The organism is Methylomonas sp. PHL2-19, assembly GCF_059331595.1.
The window spans coordinates 2,025,889-2,047,963 of record NZ_CP196839.1 but is presented as its reverse complement, the minus strand read 5'-3'; the positions used below and the strand labels follow the sequence as shown (position 1 = coordinate 2,047,963).

General features: G+C 54.1%; 16 protein-coding genes. 8 read left to right on the top strand and 8 right to left on the bottom strand.

The genetic code is table 11. The features are described 5' to 3' along the window. The first annotated feature begins 15 nt into the window (after positions 1 to 15). From ACR02O_RS09690 to ACR02O_RS09665, 6 genes are read left to right on the top strand one after another with little or no spacing between them, the layout of a single operon-like run. A complete protein-coding gene (locus tag ACR02O_RS09690) occupies positions 16 to 714 on the top strand; it encodes an ABC transporter ATP-binding protein (RefSeq protein ID WP_205450798.1) in 699 nt (232 codons plus the stop codon). Then, positions 711 to 3,122 (top strand): ABC transporter permease, encoded by a 2,412-nt coding sequence (locus ACR02O_RS09685; RefSeq protein WP_458137025.1) that lies wholly within the window; start codon positions 711 to 713, stop codon positions 3,120 to 3,122. Before ACR02O_RS09690 ends, ACR02O_RS09685 begins: the two co-directional genes overlap by 4 nt. A gap of 47 nt (positions 3,123 to 3,169) precedes the next feature. After that, positions 3,170 to 5,356, top strand: coding sequence for a PhnD/SsuA/transferrin family substrate-binding protein (locus tag ACR02O_RS09680; RefSeq protein ID WP_494523275.1), 2,187 nt, complete (start codon positions 3,170 to 3,172; stop codon positions 5,354 to 5,356). Next, positions 5,353 to 7,539, top strand: coding sequence for a CHASE domain-containing sensor histidine kinase (locus ACR02O_RS09675; RefSeq protein ID WP_494523274.1), 2,187 nt, complete (start codon positions 5,353 to 5,355; stop codon positions 7,537 to 7,539). The genes ACR02O_RS09680 and ACR02O_RS09675 overlap by 4 nt, the downstream gene beginning before the upstream one ends. After that, complete coding sequence (locus ACR02O_RS09670) at positions 7,529 to 7,978, top strand: response regulator (protein WP_494523273.1); 450 nt, start codon at positions 7,529 to 7,531, stop codon at positions 7,976 to 7,978. Before ACR02O_RS09675 ends, ACR02O_RS09670 begins: the two co-directional genes overlap by 11 nt. A 2-nt stretch (positions 7,979 to 7,980) precedes the next feature. Next, positions 7,981 to 9,645, top strand: coding sequence for a diguanylate cyclase (locus tag ACR02O_RS09665; protein ID WP_494523272.1), 1,665 nt, complete (start codon positions 7,981 to 7,983; stop codon positions 9,643 to 9,645). A 32-nt stretch (positions 9,646 to 9,677) separates the two neighbouring features. Here the strand turns inward: ACR02O_RS09665 and ACR02O_RS09660 are convergent, their stop codons facing one another. From ACR02O_RS09660 to ACR02O_RS09645, 4 genes are all read right to left on the bottom strand, one after another. Beyond that, positions 9,678 to 10,091 carry an RNA recognition motif domain-containing protein gene (locus tag ACR02O_RS09660; protein WP_101055079.1) on the bottom strand — a complete coding sequence of 138 codons (414 nt, stop codon included), beginning with the start codon at positions 10,089 to 10,091 and terminating at the stop codon, positions 9,678 to 9,680. A 167-nt stretch (positions 10,092 to 10,258) separates the two neighbouring features. After that, positions 10,259 to 11,758 (bottom strand): phytoene desaturase family protein, encoded by a 1,500-nt coding sequence (locus tag ACR02O_RS09655; RefSeq protein ID WP_494523271.1) that lies wholly within the window; start codon positions 11,756 to 11,758, stop codon positions 10,259 to 10,261. Next, a complete protein-coding gene (locus ACR02O_RS09650) occupies positions 11,758 to 13,350 on the bottom strand; it encodes an aldehyde dehydrogenase family protein (RefSeq protein ID WP_494523270.1) in 1,593 nt (530 codons plus the stop codon). Before ACR02O_RS09650 ends, ACR02O_RS09655 begins: the two co-directional genes overlap by 1 nt. A gap of 3 nt (positions 13,351 to 13,353) precedes the next feature. After that, entirely contained in the window at positions 13,354 to 14,889 is a 1,536-nt protein-coding gene (locus ACR02O_RS09645; protein WP_458137019.1) for a phytoene desaturase family protein, read from the bottom strand. Between the two features lie 279 nt (positions 14,890 to 15,168). Between ACR02O_RS09645 and ACR02O_RS09640 the strand changes: the two genes are divergently transcribed. Together ACR02O_RS09640 and ACR02O_RS09635 are read left to right on the top strand one after the other, a co-directional pair. Beyond that, positions 15,169 to 16,352, top strand: a protein-coding gene (locus ACR02O_RS09640) for an IS3 family transposase (protein WP_458137018.1) whose coding sequence is annotated in 2 segments (ribosomal slippage) — positions 15,169 to 15,433 and positions 15,433 to 16,352 — 1,185 coding nt in all. Because the reading frame shifts where the segments join, the coding sequence is not laid out codon by codon here. Between the two features lie 116 nt (positions 16,353 to 16,468). Further along, positions 16,469 to 17,314 carry a PA4780 family RIO1-like protein kinase gene (locus ACR02O_RS09635; protein ID WP_458137017.1) on the top strand — a complete coding sequence of 282 codons (846 nt, stop codon included), beginning with the start codon at positions 16,469 to 16,471 and terminating at the stop codon, positions 17,312 to 17,314. A 69-nt stretch (positions 17,315 to 17,383) separates the two neighbouring features. Here the strand turns inward: ACR02O_RS09635 and ACR02O_RS09630 are convergent, their stop codons facing one another. The 4 genes from ACR02O_RS09630 to ppgK form a co-directional block, all read right to left on the bottom strand. After that, a complete protein-coding gene (locus ACR02O_RS09630) occupies positions 17,384 to 17,554 on the bottom strand; it encodes a hypothetical protein (protein ID WP_165385976.1) in 171 nt (56 codons plus the stop codon). 127 nt (positions 17,555 to 17,681) lie between these two features. After that, complete coding sequence (locus tag ACR02O_RS09625) at positions 17,682 to 20,039, bottom strand: xanthine dehydrogenase family protein molybdopterin-binding subunit (protein ID WP_458137016.1); 2,358 nt, start codon at positions 20,037 to 20,039, stop codon at positions 17,682 to 17,684. Then, the gene (locus ACR02O_RS09620; RefSeq protein WP_033155785.1) at positions 20,036 to 20,503 is read right to left on the bottom strand and encodes a (2Fe-2S)-binding protein; all 468 of its coding nucleotides are present in this window, start codon (positions 20,501 to 20,503) and stop codon (positions 20,036 to 20,038) included. Before ACR02O_RS09620 ends, ACR02O_RS09625 begins: the two co-directional genes overlap by 4 nt. A gap of 533 nt (positions 20,504 to 21,036) precedes the next feature. Next, positions 21,037 to 21,780 carry a polyphosphate--glucose phosphotransferase gene (ppgK, locus tag ACR02O_RS09615; protein ID WP_458137015.1) on the bottom strand — a complete coding sequence of 248 codons (744 nt, stop codon included), beginning with the start codon at positions 21,778 to 21,780 and terminating at the stop codon, positions 21,037 to 21,039. Positions 21,781 to 22,075 lie beyond the last annotated feature (295 nt).

Genomic DNA, 22,075 nt, shown 5'->3' with positions numbered 1-22,075 from the left:
AATTTGCCGGCTGTTATGAAAAAGATCATCGAACTGAAACAGGTTTATAAGGACTATCCGCAAGCTGGCACGCTGCAAACTGTCTTGCACGACATCAATCTGGATATTTACCCCGGCGAATTTGTTGCTATCGTCGGCCCGTCCGGCAACGGCAAATCCACCCTTTTAAACTTACTCACCGGCATCGACCACCCCAGCCAAGGCCAAGTCAGCGTCAACGGCACCGAGCTGCAAACACTCAGTAACGAAAAACTCAGCATCTGGCGCGGCGCCAATGTCGGCATCGTGTTTCAGTTCTTCCAGTTATTGCCTACCTTAAATCTGCTGCAAAACATCGTACTGCCCATGGATTTTCTCGGCCGATTAAGCAAAAGCCAGCGCCGTGAGCGGGCCATGTATTTACTGGAACTGGTCGGATTGGCCGATGCTGCGGAGCGCTTGCCCAGCCAGGTTTCCGGCGGCCAACAACAACGGGCGGCGATTGCCCGCGCGCTGGCCAACGATCCCCCGCTGATCGTCGCCGACGAACCCACCGGCAATCTGGATGCGGCCACCGCCGATTCGGTGTTCGATTTGTTTGCGCATCTGCGCGACCAAGGCAAAACCTTGGTAATGGTCACCCATAACGAAACCCTGGCCGACGCCGCCAGCCGCAAACTGGAAATTCGTTCCGGACGAATCCACGCCGACAGCCAACCGGTAGGCAGCAGGTGAATACGCTGTGGCATAAAGTCTGGGCCGACTTATGGCTGACCAAAAGCCGCACTACCTTGGCGATTATCAGCATCGCCGTCGGCGTCTGTTGTGTCGGGACTTTATTCGGCATGATCGATTTACTGCTGAACAAAATGGATGCCGCGCATCGGCAATCGCAACCCTCGCATATCAATCTGATCTTGCGCAATGATGCCGATATTAGTTTGTTGGCGCAAATCAAAGCCATACCCGGCGTAGCCGGCGTCGATACCATGACGCCGCTGAGCGTACACTTCCGCAGACCGGGCGAGACCGACTGGCATCTGGGCACGCTGATTATTCGCCCCGATTATGAACACCAGCATTTCGATAAAACCGCGCTGCAATCCGGCGATTGGCCGAGTGCTGACCGGATTGTGATAGAAAACCTGTCCGCCCTGTCCAGCGGCATGCAAAGCGGCGACATAGAATTCGAAACCGCCCAAGGCCCGCAGACCTTGCCGATTGGCGGTATCGTCCGCCATCCCTTCGTTAAACCGCCCAAATTCGGCGGCCAAATACATTTTTTTGCCGGCACCGCGCAAGCTACCCAATTCGGGATTCCGGCACACAGTTTCCGGCAGTTGCTGGTGCAAATCGCCGAACCTTACAGCAGCGAATCCGCCCGCAACGTTGCCGGGCAAATTCGCAGCCTGCTGAGCGCGCAACATATCGGCGTCAATGTCACCTTATTGCAAGACCCGGAACAACATTGGGGCCGGCCGTTTCTAGCCGGGATCAACGGTGTACTGCAAATCATGGCCTTGGTCTCGTTAGCCCTGGCTAGCGTATTAATTTTAAACACAGTATCGGCCCATATTACCCAGCAAACCGATCAGATCGGCGTGATGAAAGCGCTGGGCGCCAAGACCATCACGATTGCCAAACTGTATCTGCTGGAAATCCTATTTTTATCGTTGATGGCGATAGTTTTCGCCGTACCACCCGCCCTGGCTGCCGCTTATTTCAGTGCCTGCCGACTGCTGGCTTTATTCAATATCGACTGCGGCGCATTCGCCATTTCAGTGCCCGCCGTTAATTACATGCTACTCGGCGGCCTGCTGGCGCCCTTGCTGGCGGGTTTACCGCCGATTCTGCGCGGTGCGGGAATGACGGTACGTGCAGCAATCGCCAGTTACGGCGTGGGCGCCGATTTTGGCTACAACCGTTTCGATCTACTAATAGAAAAGTTCGGCGCGCGCTTTCTACCGACTTTATCCGCCGCAGCTTTAGGGAATTTGTTCCGCCGTAAAGCCAGGCTGGTCTTGACGCAAAGCGTATTGGTCTGCGCCGGCGTGATGTTTTTGGTGTTGACCAGCTTGATCGCCTCGCTGAATTTAACACTGGACCGGGAAATGGCCCGCAGCCGTTATACCGTGCGGCTGGGTTTTACCCAAGACCAATCCGAACAAACAATTCGCGATATTGCCGCAGCAGTAGCCGGCACGGAACAAATTGAATTCTGGCAACGATCCAGCATACAAATTGCCAAGGACGGCCTAGCGTTGCCGCAAAAAGGCAGCCTGGGTCTGCAGATGCTGGCATTGCCGGCCAACTCGACGATGTACCAACCGCTGATTGAATCCGGACGCTGGTTCCAAGCCAGCGACGCCGGCCAGCGCGTACTGGTGCTGAGTGCGGATACGGCCGCATTGAACGCTGTCCGAGCCGGCGACATGCTGGACGTCGCGCTAGGCGCCGATCACCAGAAATGGCAAGTGATAGGCATCTATCGTTGGTTGGCCGGCAATAGTTATGCAGTGGAACCGGTCTATGCGCCGTTGGAAACCCTACGGCAGATTACTCAAAACCGGAAAATGGCGTCGTTTGCACTGCTCGATGCGCCGGTCGCCGACCTACATCAGGAGGCCGACTACCTACGCAACTTGCAACAACAGTTTCAGGACCATGATGTACAACTGGATGTTTACACCACGCTTGCCAAACTGGAACAACGCCAGTTTACCCGCAACCAGTTCAAATCAGTGCTCAACACCCTGCTGGGCCTGGCCTGCATGATTGCAGCGGTCGGCGGTATCGGTTTATCAGGCACATTAGCCATTAGCGTATTGCAGCGCATTCGCGAAATTGGCGTGTTGCGCGCCATCGGCGCCCCGTCCAAAAAAATATTCCGCATGTTTTTACTGGAAGGCCTGCTGCATGGCGGCATGGCTTGGTTACTGAGTATTCCGCTCGCCTATCTGGCCGCCGAACCGCTAGCGAAACAACTCGGACGAACTATGCTTGGCATACAACTGGATTTCCGCTTCGACTGGTGGGCTGTTCTGTACTGGTTGATGATCATGTTAATCGTGGCCTGGATAGCCGCCTTCTGGCCGGCGCGCAAGGCAACCCGCCTGAACATTAGAGAATGTTTGGGACATTGAACAGCTGAGTATTGGGTTTTACCTAAATGAGCCGTGGCCATTTATTAATGATTACAAACGCTTTGCTTAACCGGATTAAATTTCTGTTACTGGGCTGTTGCGTGCTGGTCAGCTTTTCAGCGCTGGCCGACGCACCAGTGCGGATCGGTGTATTAGCCTATCGGCCCAAGCCGCAAACCCTGGAACAATGGCAAGCACTGAGTAAAGTCTTGCACCAGGCTATACCGGAGCGCGAATTCATCGTCGAAGCTTTGAACTACGACGAACTGGAGGCCGGTGTGGACAGTAGCCAATTGGACTTTGTGCTGACCAATCCCGGCCACTATGTCCATATCAGCTATCAACACGGCTTTTCAGCACCGCTGGCCACATTGCTCAGACACGAGGACGGCGGCTCTCAGGATAAGTTCGGCGGCGTCATCTTTGCGAAAGCCGAGCGTTTGGATCTCAACGCACTCGGCGACCTGCGCGGCAAAAAAATCGCCGCTACCAGTCAAGACTCCCTGGGCGGCTTTCAAATGCAAGCCTACGAAGCCGCCCAAGCCGGCATAGACATAGTCAAGGCATCCCAATTGGTCATCACAGGTATGCCGCACGATGCGGTAACGGAAGCGGTATTGTCCGGGCACGCCGATATAGGCTTTGTCCGCACCGGAGTTCTGGAGGATTTGGCCAAAAATGGCAAGCTCGATCTGCGGCAAATCAAAATCCTCAACGTCCAACCCTCTACTGAATTCAAGCTGCTATCGACTGCGCTTTATCCCGAGTGGCCGTTTTTAGCTATGCCCAACGTAGACCGCGCGCTGGCCAAAAAAGTCGCCGGCTGTTTGCTGCTGATGAGCCCCGACCTTATTCCGGGGATTGAAGGCTTTACCATCCCGGCCGATTACAATTCGGTGGAACAACTACTGCGGAACGTGCGTGCCAAGCCCTTCGACGCCGTTCCGTCATTCACGTTGACGGATATTTGGCAACGCTACCCGACACCGATACTGGCACTCAGCGCCGGTGTCATGCTGGTAGTGTTACTCAGCTTGAGTTTGTTCTGGGTAAACCGTTATCTCGCTGCGGAACGGCGCCGAGTCCGCGAACAGAATATTCGACTGGCGGATAGCGAATATCGCTGGAAATTTGCTCTGGAAGGCGCCGACGAAGGGGTATGGGATTGGGACATTGTCAGCGGCGAGGTGTTTTTCTCGCCGCGCTGGAAATCAATGGTGGGTTATCAACCCGAAGAATTCGCCAATAACTTCGATGCCTGGCGCGACAGCCTGCATCCGGACGATACCGACCGGGTACTGCAAACCCTGTCCGACTACTTCGACGGCAAGAATAAATTGTATTGGGTGGAGTTTCGCATGCGCTGCAAGGATGGACGCTATAAGTGGATACTCGCCAAGGGCATGGTGGTGGCGCACACGCCCGAAGGCAAACCGCAACGGATGTTGGGTACGCATGTCGATATCGACAAGCAAAAACAGATAGAACAAGAATTAAGGCAAAGCCACGACGCCTTGTTGCGTTCCAATGTCGATCTGGAACAGTTCGCTTACAGTGTCTCCCACGATATGCGCCAGCCTTTGCGCATGGTCTCCGGCCATTTGCAATTTTTGGAACGCAATCTCAGGGAATCACTGGATGAAGACGCGCGGCAAAATCTGAATTTTGCGCTGGAGGGTGCCAAACGGATGGATGCGATGATCGTCTCGCTGCTCGAGTATTCGCGCGTCGGCCGCAAGACTCAACAAAAATCCTGGATTGCCAGCGACGCGGTCCGCGACGAAGTGTTGCAATTCGTCGAACCCTTGGCAACACAATGCCAAGCCAACATCCGTTGCCAAGGCGACTGGCCTATCCTGTATGCCAGCCGCGACGAGCTCAGCCGCCTGCTGCAAAACCTGTTGGTTAACGCCCTGCACTACCGGCAAGAATACCAAGCTCCCATTATCGATGTTAACTCCGAGGTCATTGACGGCTGTTGGCGGCTCAGCGTGCGCGACAACGGCATCGGTATAGACCCCGGACAATTTGATAGGCTGTTTCAGTTCTTTAGCCGCCTGCAAGCCCGCACGCGCTTCGAAGGCACCGGTATGGGCCTGGCTTTGTGCCGGCGCATAATAGAACATCACAACGGCAAAATATGGGTGGATTCCGCCGGCGAAGGCCTGGGCTCCTGTTTTACGTTTGAAATTCCCTTGGGCTATACCCCCACAACCGACAGCCAGCCGACATGAATAAGCACCCTGAAACTTCGGTCGGCGCCCAGCCACGCTCAAGCCTGAGCAAACCGCGGTATTACAGCCACTGGCTGACGGTGGCAGTCCTGCTGATTACATTGCTCACCAGCTATCAGGCTTGGCGGATTGCGGTTGAAGACTTGGCACACGAACGCCAGCTCTATTTCGATTTCCGCGTCCGGCAATTGGTGCAAAGTATTGAGCAACGATTACAAACTTACGAGCAAATGTTATATGGCGCCCGGGGTTTGTTTGCCGCATCAGGACTGGTAGAACGCAGCGAATATAGGGAATATGTCTCCGCACTGAACCTTGACCAACGCTTTCCCGGCATCCAGGGCGTGGGCTTTTCGCTGTGGATACCGAAAACCGAGAAAGACCGGCATGTTGCCGAGATGCGCAAACAAGGCTTTGCCGATTACGACATCCATCCCGCCGGCGAGCGGGATTTTTATACATCGATAATTTATCTGGAACCTTTTTTAGGTCGCAATCTACGCGCCTTCAGTTTCGACATGTTCTCTGAGCCAACTCGAAACCGCGCGATGAGCTATGCCCGCGACAACAATAGCCTGGGCATCAGCGGCAAAGTAATCTTATTGCAGGAAACCGAACAAGACGTGCAAGCCGGCTTTTTAATGTACCTGCCAGTGTATAAAAAGGACGTGCCGCACGATACGCTGGAGCAACGCCGCGCCGATCTGCTGGGTTGGGTTTACGCACCATTCCGCACCAAGGACTTAATGGCCGGAATTGGCGGCGAACTAGAAAGCGATTTGGGATTGGAAATATTCGACGGAGAAACATTAAACGAAGAAAGCCGCATGTACGGCTCCGCACCGCCGGCAAACATTCAACCACTATTGACTTCCAAACAACAGATTGTGTTGGCTTGCCACCCGTGGACCTTATTGATTCATGCCGAACCGAATTTCCAAGCGCGTGTCGATCAAGACAAGCCATTCATTATCGCCGGCAACAGCGTAAGCCTGAGCCTGCTATTAAGTCTGTTGACTTGGCAATTGGTGAATAGCCGCAGCCGAGCAATGGTCCTGGCAGAAAACATGACCGCCGAATTGCGCGAGAGCGAAAGCCGGTTCCGCGCCATGGCGGACTCGGCGCCGGTGATGATTTGGCTCTCGGACACCACCCAGCGTTATTATTGGTTTAACAAAGTCTGGTTAGACTTTACCGGGCGCAGTATCGAACAAGAACAAGGTAATGGCTGGTCAGAAACAGTGCATCCGGATGAACTGGCGTTTTGTCTAAACCACTACACGCAACACTTTGAAAAACACCTGCCGTTCAGCATGGAATATCGGATGAAACGCTACGATGGTGAATATCGCTGGTTGCTCGACACCGGCATTCCCCGCTACGACGACCACGGCGAATTCGTCGGTTATATCGGCTCGTGCATCGACATTACCGAACGCAGACAAATCAGCATGGCGCTGGAAACCAGCAACGCCGATCTGAGCCGTTTCGCGGAAATTTCCGCCCATCATTTGATGGAGCCGACTCGCCGCTTCGGCAGTTTTACGCAACGCTTACGCAACTCATTGAAGGCGTATCCGGAAGCCTTAGGCGACGAAGACATTAATAGCAGCCTGGATTATCTGGAACACGACGCCCAGCGTTTAATCGGTCTGGTACGTGACATTCAACTGTATGTGACGGCCGATCAAGCCCGCGACAAAATGACCCATGTGGACGCCAAAGCCGCTGCCGAAGCAGCTATCCAGGCATTAGCGGACAAGATAGCAACTGCCGGCGCCAGTGTCAGCGTCGGTGAATTACCGCATGCCTTTATCGATCTCCCCCGCATGACCGAGCTCTTTAGATTGCTTTTGGACAATGCCCTCAAGCACGGCAGGCCAGCCCATCCTGAACACCCCTTACACATCGAAATTGGCGGCGTATCCGATCTGGACGTAAATCGTTATTATGTGCGGGATAACGGCGACGGAATCGATGCGGAATACCGGCAACGGGTCTTTGAAATTTTTGAGCGCCTGCATTATCGCGACAACGAGGCCGGCACCGGGATCGGTTTGTCGATAGCCCGCCGTATCGTCAGTAGCTGTCGCGGCAAAATTTGGATAGAAAGTACGGCGCAGAACGGTACGGCAGTGGTGTTCGAGCTACCCAATATCGAAGGAAATAAGCATGACGGATAAATCAACGCAGCTGTTCGATGTGCTGCTGGTGGAAGACGAACCCGCCGACGCCCATCTGGTGAAAATGAGTTTCAAGGAAAACCGGGTGCGTTGCAATCTGCATCATGTCTGGGACGGTGTCGAAGCGCTGGCGTTTTTGCGGCGGCAAGGTGCCGACTATACCGATGTGCCGCGCCCGGATTTGATCTTGCTGGATCTGAATATGCCGCGTATGAACGGCCGCGAGTTTCTGGCTAAAATCAAGTCGGAACCGGACTTCTCCAGCATCCCGGCTATTGTCCTGACCACATCCGATATTGAGCGTGACGTAGTGGCAACCTACCAACTAGGCGCCAGCAGTTACATCACCAAGCCGGTGGATGTCGAACAATTTATCGCGGCGGTTCGGCAAATCGAAGGCTATTGGTTCAATGTCGTGCGCTTACCCTGCAAGCAATAACTATGACTGAAGCGACAAATTGCTGCGTTTTATTAATTGAAGACGAACCGGGCGATGCCAGCCTGGTTCGGCAATATTTGCGCGCCTCGCCTAATCTGCGTTTTGAGTTGATCTGGCGCGAAAATTTGGCGGATGGCGAACAAATCATTGCCCAACAAAAGATCGACGTGGTGCTGGTGGATTTAAGCCTACCGGATTCGCGCGGCCTGGATACCGTCAGACGCATCCGCAAAGCGACCCGAGTGCTGCCGATTATCGTGCTGACCGGGCACGACGATACCGAGTTTTCTCTGAAGGCTCTGGACTGCGGCGCGCAGGATTATCTGCTCAAAACCAGCATAGACACCGACAGTTTAGTCAGGGCCATACGCTACGCGCTGACGCGGATAAGCTTGGAAAAACGGCTTCACGAGTCCGAACAACGGATGGGCATGGCCTTGCAGAGCGCCAGCCTGGGCTTATGGGATTGGCATGTTCCCAGCGGGAAAGTGATTTTTAACGACCTATGGGCCTCGATGCTGGGGTACACGCTTGACGAAGTCGGATCCGATATCGACATATGGAAACGCTTGGTGCATCCGGATGACTGGCCGTTAATCACAGCCTCTCTGGAGCCGCATTTGCGCGGCGAAACCGAGCTTTACTCTGTTGAACATCGCTTACTTCACAAGGATGGCCATTGGGTTTGGGTGCACGATACCGGCCGCGTGCTGGAGTGGGATTTTCATGGTCAACCAATTCGCGCGGTGGGTATCCATCAGGATATCAGCTTACGCAAGGCGTCGGAGTTGCGCGACCACTTGCTGATATCAGCTCTGGAAACGGTGGAACACGGTGTCGTGATCACCGACATCAATGCCAATATCGAATGGGCCAATAAAGCTTTTGAAACCCTGACCGGGTTTAGCCGCCACGAAGCTATCGGTATGCGGCCCAACGAACTGGTCAAATCCGGCAAGCAAGACCCGGCCTTTTATCACAATTTATGGGACACCATACTGTCCGGAAACACCTGGCGCGGCGAAATCGTCAACCGGCGTAAAAATGGCGAACTGTATGACGAAGAGCTGGTGATTTCCCCCGTCAAGGATCAGCAAGGCTGCATACGCCATTTCGTGGGCGTTAAGCAGGATGTCAGCGAACGTAAACGGATGCAAACCGAACTGTGGGAATTGGCAACGACCGACGGCTTGACCGGTTTTTTAAATCGCCGGCACTTTATGGCCCGTCTGGAAAACGAATTTGCTAGGGTAAAGCGCAATAATCACCGGGTAGCGGTATTAATGCTGGACCTGGATCATTTCAAGCAGATTAACGACGGTTACGGACACCCCACCGGCGACGCGATGTTGCAGCACTTTGCCGGCATTATGCGCGCGGAATTACGTCAGATCGATGTGGTGGGCCGGATTGGCGGCGAGGAGTTCGCGATATTCATGCCTGAGACCGATGCCGAACCCGCCATGATCATTGCCGAACGCTTACGTAAGGAGCTGGCCGATACACCGCTGATGATAGATAAGCATGTAATTCCAATAACCGTCAGCATCGGGATTGCCTTAATGCATGCCGATAGCGGTACGGCGGATTGCGTCTTGACCAAGGCCGATAAAGCGTTATACACCTCTAAGGAAAATGGCCGGAACTGCGTGCGCGTCTGGCTTTAGCAGCGGTCTAATACCCAAACGGCATGGCGCCTTTAAAGCGTGATGGGATAGAACACATTGGAAAAATCGACATAAATTTCCACGCTAGCGCCGCGGCGCCGATCCTGAATGCGTTTCTCGATAATCTCACTCGGCACCGGCACCCCATTGCGGCGCCGGTCATTTTTGACGTCGCGCTGTTTGTAAACTCGCACCAAAACCTCGCAACCGTTAAACAACAGGCCGTTCAGATTCTTAATAGCGCGAATACCGGCTTCATCGGAATTCACTGACACCAGGCCGTGATGCTCCAGCTGATTGCTGCGCTTGTCCCGAATCACCATCACGTCGACGGTTATCACGTGCTTGGCCTGTTCTATTAAATCTTCACTGACCGCCATCGCCACGTAAGAATACAACTCGTTGGGCCGGGTCGATGCCGGGATATTCCGAAAAAAAAGCAGCATAAAATCTAGCTAACAGTAGGCATACGAAATAAGCCAAAGGCGCGTGAACACTGCACTCCGGCGCGAATGGGTTTATGCCGGGCTAACCCCAAGCCATGCAAACGCCGCTTAAGTGTAGGCTTAAATTTAACCGGCTTATGCAAATCCTATTTTTTGTCTGCCTGGGGCTAAGCCTGCCCCAAGTCCGCCAAAATCTTATCCCGCACCAACTGTCCGGACAAGGTCACCATCGGCATACCGCCGCCCGGATTGACGCTGCCGCCGACGAAATACAGATTGCTTAATTGCTTGCTGCGTTGCGGGGCCTTGAAGCCGAGATTTTTCCAACGGTCCGCCACCACGCCGTAAATCGAGCCCAGATTGGAATAATATTTGGCCTGAATATCCAGAGGCGTCCAGTATTCTTCGGTGACGATGTGTTGGCGCAAATCGGTCAAACCCATGCGCTCCAGTTTGGCCAATACCCGCTCGCGCAACGCCCAATAATCGTCGGCCGTCAGCGGTTTGTCCGGATTGATATGCGGGATATGCGGCAGGATCTTGATAATCTCGCAACCGTCCGGCGCCTGGCTCGGATCGGTTTTGCACGGCGCGACCAAATAGATCGTTGGGTCGTCGGACAATTTGCCGCTACGAAACACCGCGTCGAAATGCTCGCGCGGATGATCGGAATAAAAGAAATTGTGATGCGCCAATTGCGGATACAACCGGTTCACACCCAAATGCAACACCAAGCCGGAACAGGTCGGCTCGAAGCGCTGCATTTTTTTCAGTTCCGCCGGTGAGTTATGCAGCAATTTGTCCATCGCCGGAATCACTTCCATATTCGATACCACGATGTCCGCCGCCAATACCTCGCCGCCTTGCAGTTTGATGCCGGTGGCTTTGCCGGCTTGGTATTGAATTTCCTCAACTTCGCTGTTCAAACGAATGGTTACGCCCAACTCGAGCGCCAACTTTTCCATAGCCTGCGCCAAACCGTACATGCCGCCTTTCACATACCACAGGCCGTATTCGTATTGAATGTAAGGCATCAGATTCATCAATGCCGGCGAATCGTAAGGCGACGAGCCGACGTATTTGATGAAGTAATTGAGGATGTCGATCAATTTGGGATGGGAAATAAAGCGTTTGACGCCCTGATCCATCGACCGAAATACGTCGAAATTCAAGGCGCGGATGGGGCCGTAAAACTTCAGCAATTCCCAGAAGGTATCCAAGCCCTTGGCAAAGTAACCGGCTTCGGTTTCCGTACCCAGCTTTCTGGAATAGGCCATAAAGTTGGCGAATTCGGCGGCAGTATTCGGGCCCAGTTTGTCCAGCTCGCGGCGCTGATTTTCCGGGTCTTCACACAAATCAATGGTCGTGCCGTCTTCAAAGAAATTGCGCCAATGCGGCTCGACTTTTTCGATGCCGACATAATCGGCCATGTTTTTACCGACTTTGGTAAACAGTGCTTCGAAGATATGCGGCATGGTCAGGATCGACGGTCCCAAATCGAAAGTGAAGCCGTCTTTGGTCATGATGTTCAGCTTGCCACCGACCTTGTCGTTCTTTTCAACCAACTCCACCGCGAAACCTTCGCTAGCCAGCGAAATAGCCGCCGACAAACCGCCCAGACCGGCGCCGATGACGACGACACGTTTATTGTTATTGTTTTGCTTCATCAGTAGTCCCGTTTCCATGACAACAGTAATTTAAGATTTTGCCAGCGCTGAGTTAAATCGAACGCTGAATATTCCCGAAAAGCTTGTAGCGCCGGCCAGTTGCGCTTGATGCGTTGCAACAGCGAACCTTCGCCGTAGACAAAGTCCATATAGCCCTTGAAATCCTGGTAGCGCTGTTCCGAATACGGAAACCAGTTAGGTTCCTTGGGTAAATGGCTGCGGCTGGTCATGCCCGCCACCGCATACGTAAAATTGCGCAAACCTTCCGCGCCGTGATAACGGCCAAAGCCGCTTTTTTTCACGCCGCCGAACGGCAAGCCGGGATGGCCGATGTTCTTGATCACGTCGTTGACTGCCCAGTTACCTACTTCGAGTTGGCCGGCGACCCGCTCGGCTTTAGCAATATCCTGGCTCCAGATGCTGGCATTCAAACCAAACTCGCTGTCGTTAGCCAGACGGATGGCGTCGGCTTCGTCACTAAAGGCCATCACCGGCAGCAAGGGCCCAAAGCTTTCCTCGCGCATTACCCGCATGCCGTGATGGACATTCCATAGCACGACGGGTTTAAGGTAATTACCCTGCCGTTCCAGCGGCCCGGAGGCTTGCGCGCCTTGGGCAATGGCATCCTGGTAATGCGCCTCGACAACTGCAATTTGCCTTTCGCTGGTCATTGCACCCAAGTCGCCGTGCGGGCGGTGCCCGACCTGCAATTGCGAAACGCCCTGTTGCAACAAGCTTAAAAATTCATCGTGACAGTCCTGCTGGACATACAAACGCTCGACCGACACGCAGACCTGGCCGCTATTGCAGAACGCACCGTACAAAGCCGCATCGGCCGCGCGTTGCAATACCGCATCGTTGAATACCAGCATCGGGTCTTTGCCGCCCAATTCCAGCAACACCGGAATCGGATGCTGCGCGGCGCGCTGCATGACGGCTTTACCACCAGTCAGGCCTCCGGTAAAAAACACCAAATCCGGACCGGCGTCGATCAGCTGCGCCCCGGTCACACCGTCGCCAACCAACCATTGCACTAAACCTTCAGGTAAATCCAATTGCTTAAATAAAGCGAAAATCAGCTGACCGACCGGCAAGCTTAATTCGGAGGGTTTCAGAATCACCGCGTTGCCGGCAAACAATGCGGTCAGCATCGGCCCGACCGACAGTTGAAACGGATAATTCCACGGTGAAATGACCGCCACCACGCCGTAGGGCCGCCGCTCGATACCGGCAGTGGCGCCAGGAAAGGCAAACGGTGACGTGGGAATGCCTTGATAGACCAGGATATTGGCGGCGTGCTTTTGGTAATAGCGGGCCAAATCCAAAACCGGGTAAATCTCACCCAGCAAAGCTTCGGTACGAACTTTGCCCGTAGTCAGACTGATTTGCTCGCAAATCGCGTCCAATTCGGCCATCAATAAAGGCACCAGCTTGGCTAGAATTTTCGCCCTTTCGGCTACCGGCCGTTTGTCCCAGATTTGCGCCGCAGCACGCGCAGCAAGCATCTGCTGCTGAATCGCCGCTAAATCGCTAACCGGAAAGTCACCCAACACGCGGCCATCGACCGGTGAAACGGCCTGCATCGTCGCCATCACTTAGGCCTTGGCTTTTTTCAGCCAGGTACTTTGCTGGATTTCCTTGAAATGCACCCGGTGCTTGCGGGAAATCAGATTCGAGGAAATCCGCGCCGACTCGTAAATAGTCGGCAAACCGCTACCGGGATGGGTGCCGCCGCCAACCAGATAGCAGTTATCTAACTCTTCAAAGCGATTATGCGGCCGCCAGTACAGCATCTGGCTGAACTTGTGCGACAGGCTGAAGGTCGCGCCTTTATAAACGTGCTCCTCGCTTTCCCAGGTGCCGGGGGTGATGATCTTTTCACATTCGATATGCTCACGAAGATCGTTCAAACCCAGACGCGCGCCCAGCGTATCCAGCACTTGCTCGCGCACAGCGGCGCAATGAGCTTGCCAATCCACGCCACTGTCGTTATTCGGCATTGGCACCAGCACGTATAGCGCCGACTTGCCGGCCGGCGCCAGGCTGGCATCGCTGACCGAAGCGTTTTGCACGTAAAACGAAAAATCCTCGGTCAAAGTTTTATTGCTGAAAATATTACGGATATTGGTACGGTAATCCTTGGCAAATACGATGGTGTGGTGCGGCAAATCGTATTGTTTATCCAGGCCCAAATAGAGCATGAAGGTCGAGCAGGAATACTCGCGCTTTTGCAATTGCTGATGATCGTATTTGCGCAAGGTACCGGGCTCCAGTAAATGCGTCATAGCGTGGGCAAAATCGGCATTGACGATCACTTCGTCGCCGCGTACTTCCTCGCCGTTTTGCAGTCTCACACCCTTGGTCGCGCCGTCTTCGACGATCAAGGAGGAGATTTCGGCATTCAAATGAATCTCGCCGCCGGACTCGGTCACCACTTGCGCCATCGCCGTCGCAATCTTATTCAAACCGCCGGCCACATGGTAAATGCCATATTCATGCTCAAGGTACGGCAACATGGTAAACAGTGCCGGACACTCCCAGGGCGACATGCCCAGATACTTGGATTGGAAACAAAACGCCAGGCGCATTTTTTCCTTGTCAAAATACTGGCCCAGGTTGTTGAACACGCTTTTTGGAAAGGCAAGCCAAGGCAAGGCCTTGATCAAATCCAGCGAGAAGAACGAAGACCAATTCGAGTAATCGCGGGTAATGCACGGGTACAAACGATTGAAGCGGCTGCGCTCGTTATCCATGAAACGCTCGTAGCCGGCGCTGCCTTCATCGAATACCCGCTCCAGTTCGGCGCGCATGTTTTCCCGGTCGGAAAACACATTGATCTCGCGGTCGTCATACAACAGGCGGTACATCGGACTCAGCGGCATAAACTGCATATAGTCTTCGCTACGCCGGCCGCACAACTCAAACATTTCGTCCAAAACACCCTTCATCAGCAAAAAGGTCGGGCCGGTATCGAAGGTAAAACCATCCATGGTGATGGCCCGATTGCGGCCGCCGACATTGGGATGTTTATCGAAAATGGATACTTTAAAGCCGCGATGACTGAGTAACATGCCGGCGCACAAGCCGCCCGGGCCAGCGCCAACGATGATGATATGTTTTGAATCTGCCATGATATGAGATGAGCGGTGCTTGCCGAGTCGTTTTATAAAAGCGCTAATGTAACAGCAAAATGTCAAAAAGCGACCTATTCACCAACACCAAAGTAAAACCAAGCGCACTAGCAGACGCTACGCGAGCCCGGCAAACCCGATTTTATCTAAGGTTGTAGCCACCGAGAAATCAACGGCGATTCAATGGATAGCCTTTACGAATCGGCGCTTATTGTAGTGGTCTAATAATAATGGACACCGAGATAGGTTGATAAACTATCAATCTAGAAGGTGAACCTAATGAAACAAGAAAGACGAAGTTTTGATGCGGCGTTCAAGCTGCAAGTAGTGAAGATGATCCAGGAGCAAGGACTGACGGTGGCTCAGGTTTGCCAGGAACTCAAACTGGGTGAGACGGCGGTGCGTCGCTGGTTGAAGCAGGTGCAGGCGGAGCAATCCGGTCAGCCGGGTATGGGCAAGCCGTTAACCCCGGACCAGCAGCGGATTCGGCAGCTGGAACAGGAAAATCGGCAACTGCGTTCGGATAACGAACTGCTCAAAAAGGCTTCGGCCTTCTTTGCCAGAGAACTGCGATGAAACACCAAGTGATTCAGCAGCTAACAGCAGAGAAGGCCGTCACCGTACAACAGAGCTGCCAATTGCTGGGCGTCAGTCGATCTGGACTGTATGCGGCCCGACGGCGCGTTCGGCAGCCGCAAGCGCTTTGCGGCACGCGGGTTCGGCTGCGGAGCCTGTTTGACGCCACGGGTCAATGTTATGGCAGTCGCCGTCTGCGTAAAGAATTGGCGGGACAGGGCGTTGAGATCGGCCGCTATCGTGTGCGCAGCCTGATGAAGGAACTCCAGCTCAAGCCGATCTGGAAGCCCAAATTCGTGCATACCACCGACAGCAATCACAATCTGCCGGTGTACGAGAACGTGCTGGATCGCCAGTTTGAACAGACTGAGGCTAATCGTGCCTGGGTCTCGGACATCACGTATATTCGGACCCTGAGCGGCTGGCTGTATCTGGCGGTGGTGTTGGATCTGTATTCGCGCAAAATCGTGGGCTGGGCCATGGCGCCCAACATGCCGGCGGAGCTGGTTTGCACGGCCTTACAGATCGCTATCGCCCAGCGCCGACCGCCGCCGGGCCTGATCGTGCATTCCGACCGGGGCAGCCAGTACGCCAGTCACGAATACCGGGATTTACTGGCACGCCATGGCTTTCAAGGCAGCATGAGCCGTAAGGGCAACTGCTGGGACAATGCGGTGATGGAGCGCTTTTTTCTGAATCTGAAGATGGAGCGCGTCTGGCGCCGCCAGTATGCCAACCATACCGAAGCCAGCCGCGACGTGACCGACTATATCGTCAATTTCTACAACAGTCGGCGCTTGCATTCGTCACTGGGCTACCTGCCGCCCAATGGCTATGAAATGAAAATGGCAGATCAACAACCTATTTGGCTGTCCGAAAAAAGTTGACCACTACATATTGATTTGAACCGGAGGGGACTATAAGGATTGTTCTCGCGGCTAAAAGTGCATCGATTGGCAGAAGTTTTGCGCGATATTCATGCGAGCGCGGCATAATAGGCAGTATGAAAACACCGAAAAGACTTGAACCCCTAATCGATAGCGGCTTGATCGACGAGGTCATAGGCTCGCTGAAGAGCGGCAAGGAAGCCGCCGTGTATGTGGTGCGTTGCGGCGCGGAAATCTGCTGCGCCAAGGTTTATAAAGAAGCCGACCAACGCAGCTTTAAGAAAAGCGTGCTTTACCAGGAAGGCCGCAAAGTGCGCAATAGCCGCCGCGCCAGAGCCATGGAAAAAGGCAGTAGCTATGGCCGTAAAGAGCAGGAATCGGCTTGGCAAAATGCCGAGGTGACGGCTTTATACCGCTTGGCGGATGCCGGCGTGCGAGTACCTAAACCCTATAACTTTATTGACGGCGTTCTGTTGATGGAATTGGTCGCAGATGCCGACGGCCACCCGGCACCTAGGCTGAACGATCTGGAAATGCCGGCCGAGCTGGCCCGCGAATACCATGCGTTTCTGATTGGCCAGATCGTGCGCATGCTCTGCGATGGTCTGGTGCATGGCGATTTGTCGGAATACAACGTGCTGGTCGGCAGCGACGGGCCGGTGATTATCGATTTACCGCAAGCGGTGGACGCGGCCGGCAATAACAACGCCCGCGCGATGTTGGAGCGCGACGTTGCTAATATGGCCGCCTACTTCGGCCAGTTCGCGCCGGAATTGTTGACGACACACTTTGGTAAGGAAATGTGGAAGCTATACCAAAGCGGCGATTTGCACCCGGAAACTCAGCTGACCGGGCATTTCGCAGACAGTAATAAACCAGCCGATCTACGCAGTGTGATCCGCGAAATAGACGCCGCACGCGAAGACAACGAAGCCAAGCAGCGTTTTCTCCAAACTCCATAGCCCTGAGCCCTAAAAAAGAAAAAGCCGGTGTTACCCGGCTTTTTCTTACTGCTTGGCACCGCTGGCCTATCAGGCATAGGTGTCGATTTTGCTGCCTATTCTTGCATCATTATCGCCATCTGTGTCTTTCACAACCGCTTGCACGGGCGGCGTTGCTGCTTGCTGATTGGCTGCGGGCTGTTTCGCTTGGTTGGTGATAGGGAAATACGGTGTTGAACCTACTCCCGATACGGATGACATGATTTATCTCCTCTGGATTGAATAGTACCCGCCATGTTTCGGCTGGCATCCATTTATCGACCGGTTTTACCAAAGCTTTAAACGGGTGCGGCAAGCTAATTCAGCTCACCGCCATGCCCATAAATTCTCAGTCTTTCAGCAGCTGATCGCCTATCGGTAACTGCCGGATCCGCTGCCCGGTGGCGGCAAAAATCGCATTACACAGTGCCGGCGCAATCGGAGGCACGCCCGGTTCGCCAACCCCGCCCAGGGGCGTATCGAATTCGGCGGGCGGCAGCAGATGCACTTTGATTTCGCGTGGCGCGTCGTCGATGCGCGTGAGTTGATAAGCATGAAAATTGTCTTGCTGCACGGCGCCGTTTTTAAAACTGATTTCACCGAGCGTCGCCAAGCTGACACCGATGACACAAGCCCCCTCGATCTGCGCACGAATCCGCTCGGGATTGACTTGCGGCCCACAATCCACCGCCACATCGACCCTAGGAATGCTTAATTTGCCGGCTTCATCCACTACCACTTCCACAACGACAGCCACATAAGTCACAAAGCTGTAATGTGCAGCCAACCCCAAGCCTTGGCCTTTGGGCAACTGCCGGCCCCAGCCGGCTTCGCGAGTCACCGTTTCGATCACGCGGCGCAGACGGCCGGTATCGACCGGATAAAGCGCGGGCGATTCGCCATGATTCCAGGTGTCGTTTAGACTGGTCGGATCGATACGCCGCGCCGGGCCAATTAAGTCCAGCAGAAAATCCCGATGATCGCGTCCCGCCGCGGTCGCCATTTCCGCCACAAAGGACTGCACGGCAAACGCATGCGGAATATTGGATACCGAGCGAAACCAGCCGATACGGGTATGCGCGGCGGCCGGCGGATTTTCGATACGCAGATTGTCGATGGCAAACGGCACGTTAATCACCCCCATCCCCAATTCCACCGGCATCTGTTGCTTGCTGTCCGGTCCGAAAGTAGATGAAATGCTCGGTGCCGCAGTTCTGTGCAGCCAGGCTATCGGTTTGCCCTGCGCATCCAAACCCGCTTCCAAACGCTCCAAGGACACCGTGTGGAAATAGGCATGATGCAAATCGTCCTCGCGGGTCCAGGTGACTTTGACCGGTTTGCCTTGCATCGCTTGCGATAACAAAGCCGCTTCGATGACGTAATCGGGCTTGGATTTACGGCCAAATCCACCACCCAGCAGCGTAACATTCACCGTCACTTTGTCTTCCGGCAGTTTCAGCCATTTCGCGACCTTATCCCGGGTTAACTGCGGCGCCTGGGTACAAGTCCAAATTTCGCAATGGCCCTTGCTGATTCGGGCCGTCGCTGCCGGTGGTTCCATCGGTGCCTGGGCGAGATGCGGCAAATAATATTCCGCTTCCAGACGTTCGGCCGCGCCTTGCAAGGCAACATCGACATCACCTTGTTGGCGCACCACTTTGCCTGGTTGGCGGACTGCTGCTTCCAGTTCGGCTTTGTAAGCTAGAGAATCGTAGCTGGCGTGTTCGCCATTGTCCCACTCGATTTTTAAGGCGTTGCGGCCCTGAATAGCCGCCCAGGTGTTGCTGGCAATCACCGCGACGCCACCAAGCGGATTAAATTCGGCCGGCAGCGGACTGCTGGGCAGTTCCACGACTTTGACAACCCCCGGCACCTTCAGCGCGACACTGGCGTCATATTTTAAAACCTTGCCGCCCAATACCGGCGGTCGTGCCACGACGGCGTAGAGCAGGCCCTTCAGTTGGGTATCGATGCCATACATGGCACGTCCGGACACAATATCCCGGCCATCATAAATGCCTTGCCGGCCTTTACCGATGTAACGAAATTCCGCAGAATTCTTCAAACGCAAGCTATCGCGGTCTGGCACCGGCAATTTCGCCGCTGCTTTGGCCAATTCGCCGTAGCCCAAGGCTTTGCCGCTGGGGATGTGCAGTATCCGGTGCTGCTCGGCGCGGACTTCTGTTACCGGCACGCGCCAACGGGCTGCCGCCGCAGCTTCCAGCATTTGTCTGGCGGCCGCGCCGACCCGGCGCATCGGCATGAAAAAGTGGCGCATGCTGCGTGAACCGTCGGTGTCTTGATTGCCAAAGCGCTTTTCGTCGCCGGGCGCCTGCACCACATGCACCCTGGACCAGTCGGCTTCCAGCTCGTCAGCCACCACCATCGGCAAGCTGGTGCGTATGCCCTGCCCCATCTCGGAACGATGGCAGATGATATTGACCGCACCGTCGGCGGCGATAGCCACAAACACCAAAGGATTATCAACCCAACCGTGCGGCATTGCGTCGGCCCCGAACTTGCCGGCGGCTGCCGGTGCGGCGGCTTCGTCCGCTCTGAGCAAAGTAGGCAGACCGACGGCCAACACGAAGCCGCTCAAAGCAAACTGCTTGATAAAGGTCCGGCGGCTGACGTTGTCGATCAAATAATCGTCGTCGGTATCGCTTGGCTTGTTATTGGCTTGCAGAAATTCGGCTGAGTTTTTCATGATTGTACCTCCGGCAAACCGGCAGCCTGCTTGATCGCTGCGCGAATCCGCGGATAAGTGCCGCAACGGCATAAATTGCCGCTCATGGCTTTATCGATGTCGGCATCGCTGGGTTGCGGATGATTTTTGAGCAAAGCCGTAGCCGCCATCACTTGCCCCGCTTGACAATAACCGCATTGCGGCACGCCCAAATTCAACCAAGCGTCCTGGACTTTTTTACCGGTCTGATCCTGTTCTATCGCTTCGATAGTGACAATTTTTTTGCCCACCGCAGCCGAAATAGGCGTGACACAAGCGCGGGTCGGCTCGCCGTCGATATGCACCGTACAGGCGCCGCACACTGCCATACCGCAACCGTATTTGGTGCCGGTCAACCCTAATTGGTCGCGCAGCGCCCAAAGCAGTGGTGTGTCAGCGGGCAGATTTATCTTGCGGCTTTTACCGTTGATATTGAGCGTTGTCATGAGTTTTCTCGCTTCGGTCGGCGGTTGATAACGGCGCCGGCACATCCATCAGCAATATCGGCGCGATAGTTCGCAGCATGGTACACGGGCGGGATTGGGCAGTAAAGGCACTTGGCGTTGGAACAAACTAAAACGCTGGTACATGGCGTTTTAGTCATTTGCGGATAAAGAAACTACCAGGAATGATACTGATGACGGGCCTCTAGCTATCTCCCGACCTAGAGGCTTGCGTCACCAGCACCACCCATGATTTGCACCAATCTCCGACAAGCTTGCGATACAAGAAGTCAGAAAATTAGCTTTTACTACATATGGGAAATATGAGGCTGCCGACTATCTTGTCTGATTGCTCTCACGGAAAAATAAATTTTTCACTGCCAGCAACCTCATGAGCTCAGGTTACCGCGGGTAATTTCATAGTCAAGGTGACTTGGAAACAGAATTTATCGAAGGTAAAAATATTAGCGCTACTTGAAAAAACTCTTGTTTTACCGTCTTCAATAACAAGGTTTTCTGTCCTGAAGCGCCATCGCTCAGGTAACTTTCGATTTAGCAAATAAAGCCGCGCCGACAATACCGGCCTGGTTTAGAAATGCCGCCGGCTTCACCGGCGTTTTTATGCCTATCTGCTCTTTGAATTTATCAAATTTTTTACTCGCACCGCCGCCCAAAATGATCAGATCGGGCCAGAACAGTTTTTCCATCGTATTCAAATAAACGTTGAAGCGATTGCCCCAAGCTTTCCAACCCAAATCTTGTAGTTTACGGGCGGCATCGGATGCGTAACGCTCGGCCTCCAGCCCATTTTCCAGATACACATGACCCAGCTCCGTATTAGGTAGCAGACTGCCGTCGGTAAATAGCGCTGTTCCCAAACCGGTGCCGATGGTAATCAACAGAACCACGCCTTTTTGGTCGGCACCCTCGCCGAAATGCATTTCCGCAATACCTGCCGCGTCCGCATCGTTTAAGTTGTGACACTCGCAGTTAGTGGCTTCTGAAAACAATTTATCGATATTAGTGCCGATAAAGGCCTTGGAGATGTTGGCGGCCGTGCGCACAACGCCCTGTTGAATCGCTGCCGGGAAACCGCAGCCCATGGGTCCAGTCCAGCCAAAATGCAATACCAATTGCGCCAGCACTGCGGCTACCGCCTCCGGGGTTGCCGGCTGCGGCGTATCGATCCGGTGCCGTTCGGAGACCAGTTCGCCCGTTAAGGTATCGACAATCGCACCTTTGATACCCGAACCGCCAATATCCACACCAAGAATTTGCATAAAATATCCTGAAAGTTTGCCATGCAGATTAGACATTCTAGGCGAAGAGCAGCTAAGAGCTTAGAAAATTTTCCGTCAAAATGATCGGCAAACAAAGGTTGCAGCTATCGATTTCCGGTGTTGAGTAATTGATGAATCAGGTAACCGTGGTCAATTATTAGCCAATTTACGAGCGCCTGCTTAAATACAGCAACTTGCGCTAACTTTTACCAGCCTACCAACAAGCTTATCCACAGTTTTTGTGGAAAACCCCGATCAGCGCCGACAACACTAACACGCAAAAGCTGTTGCCAAA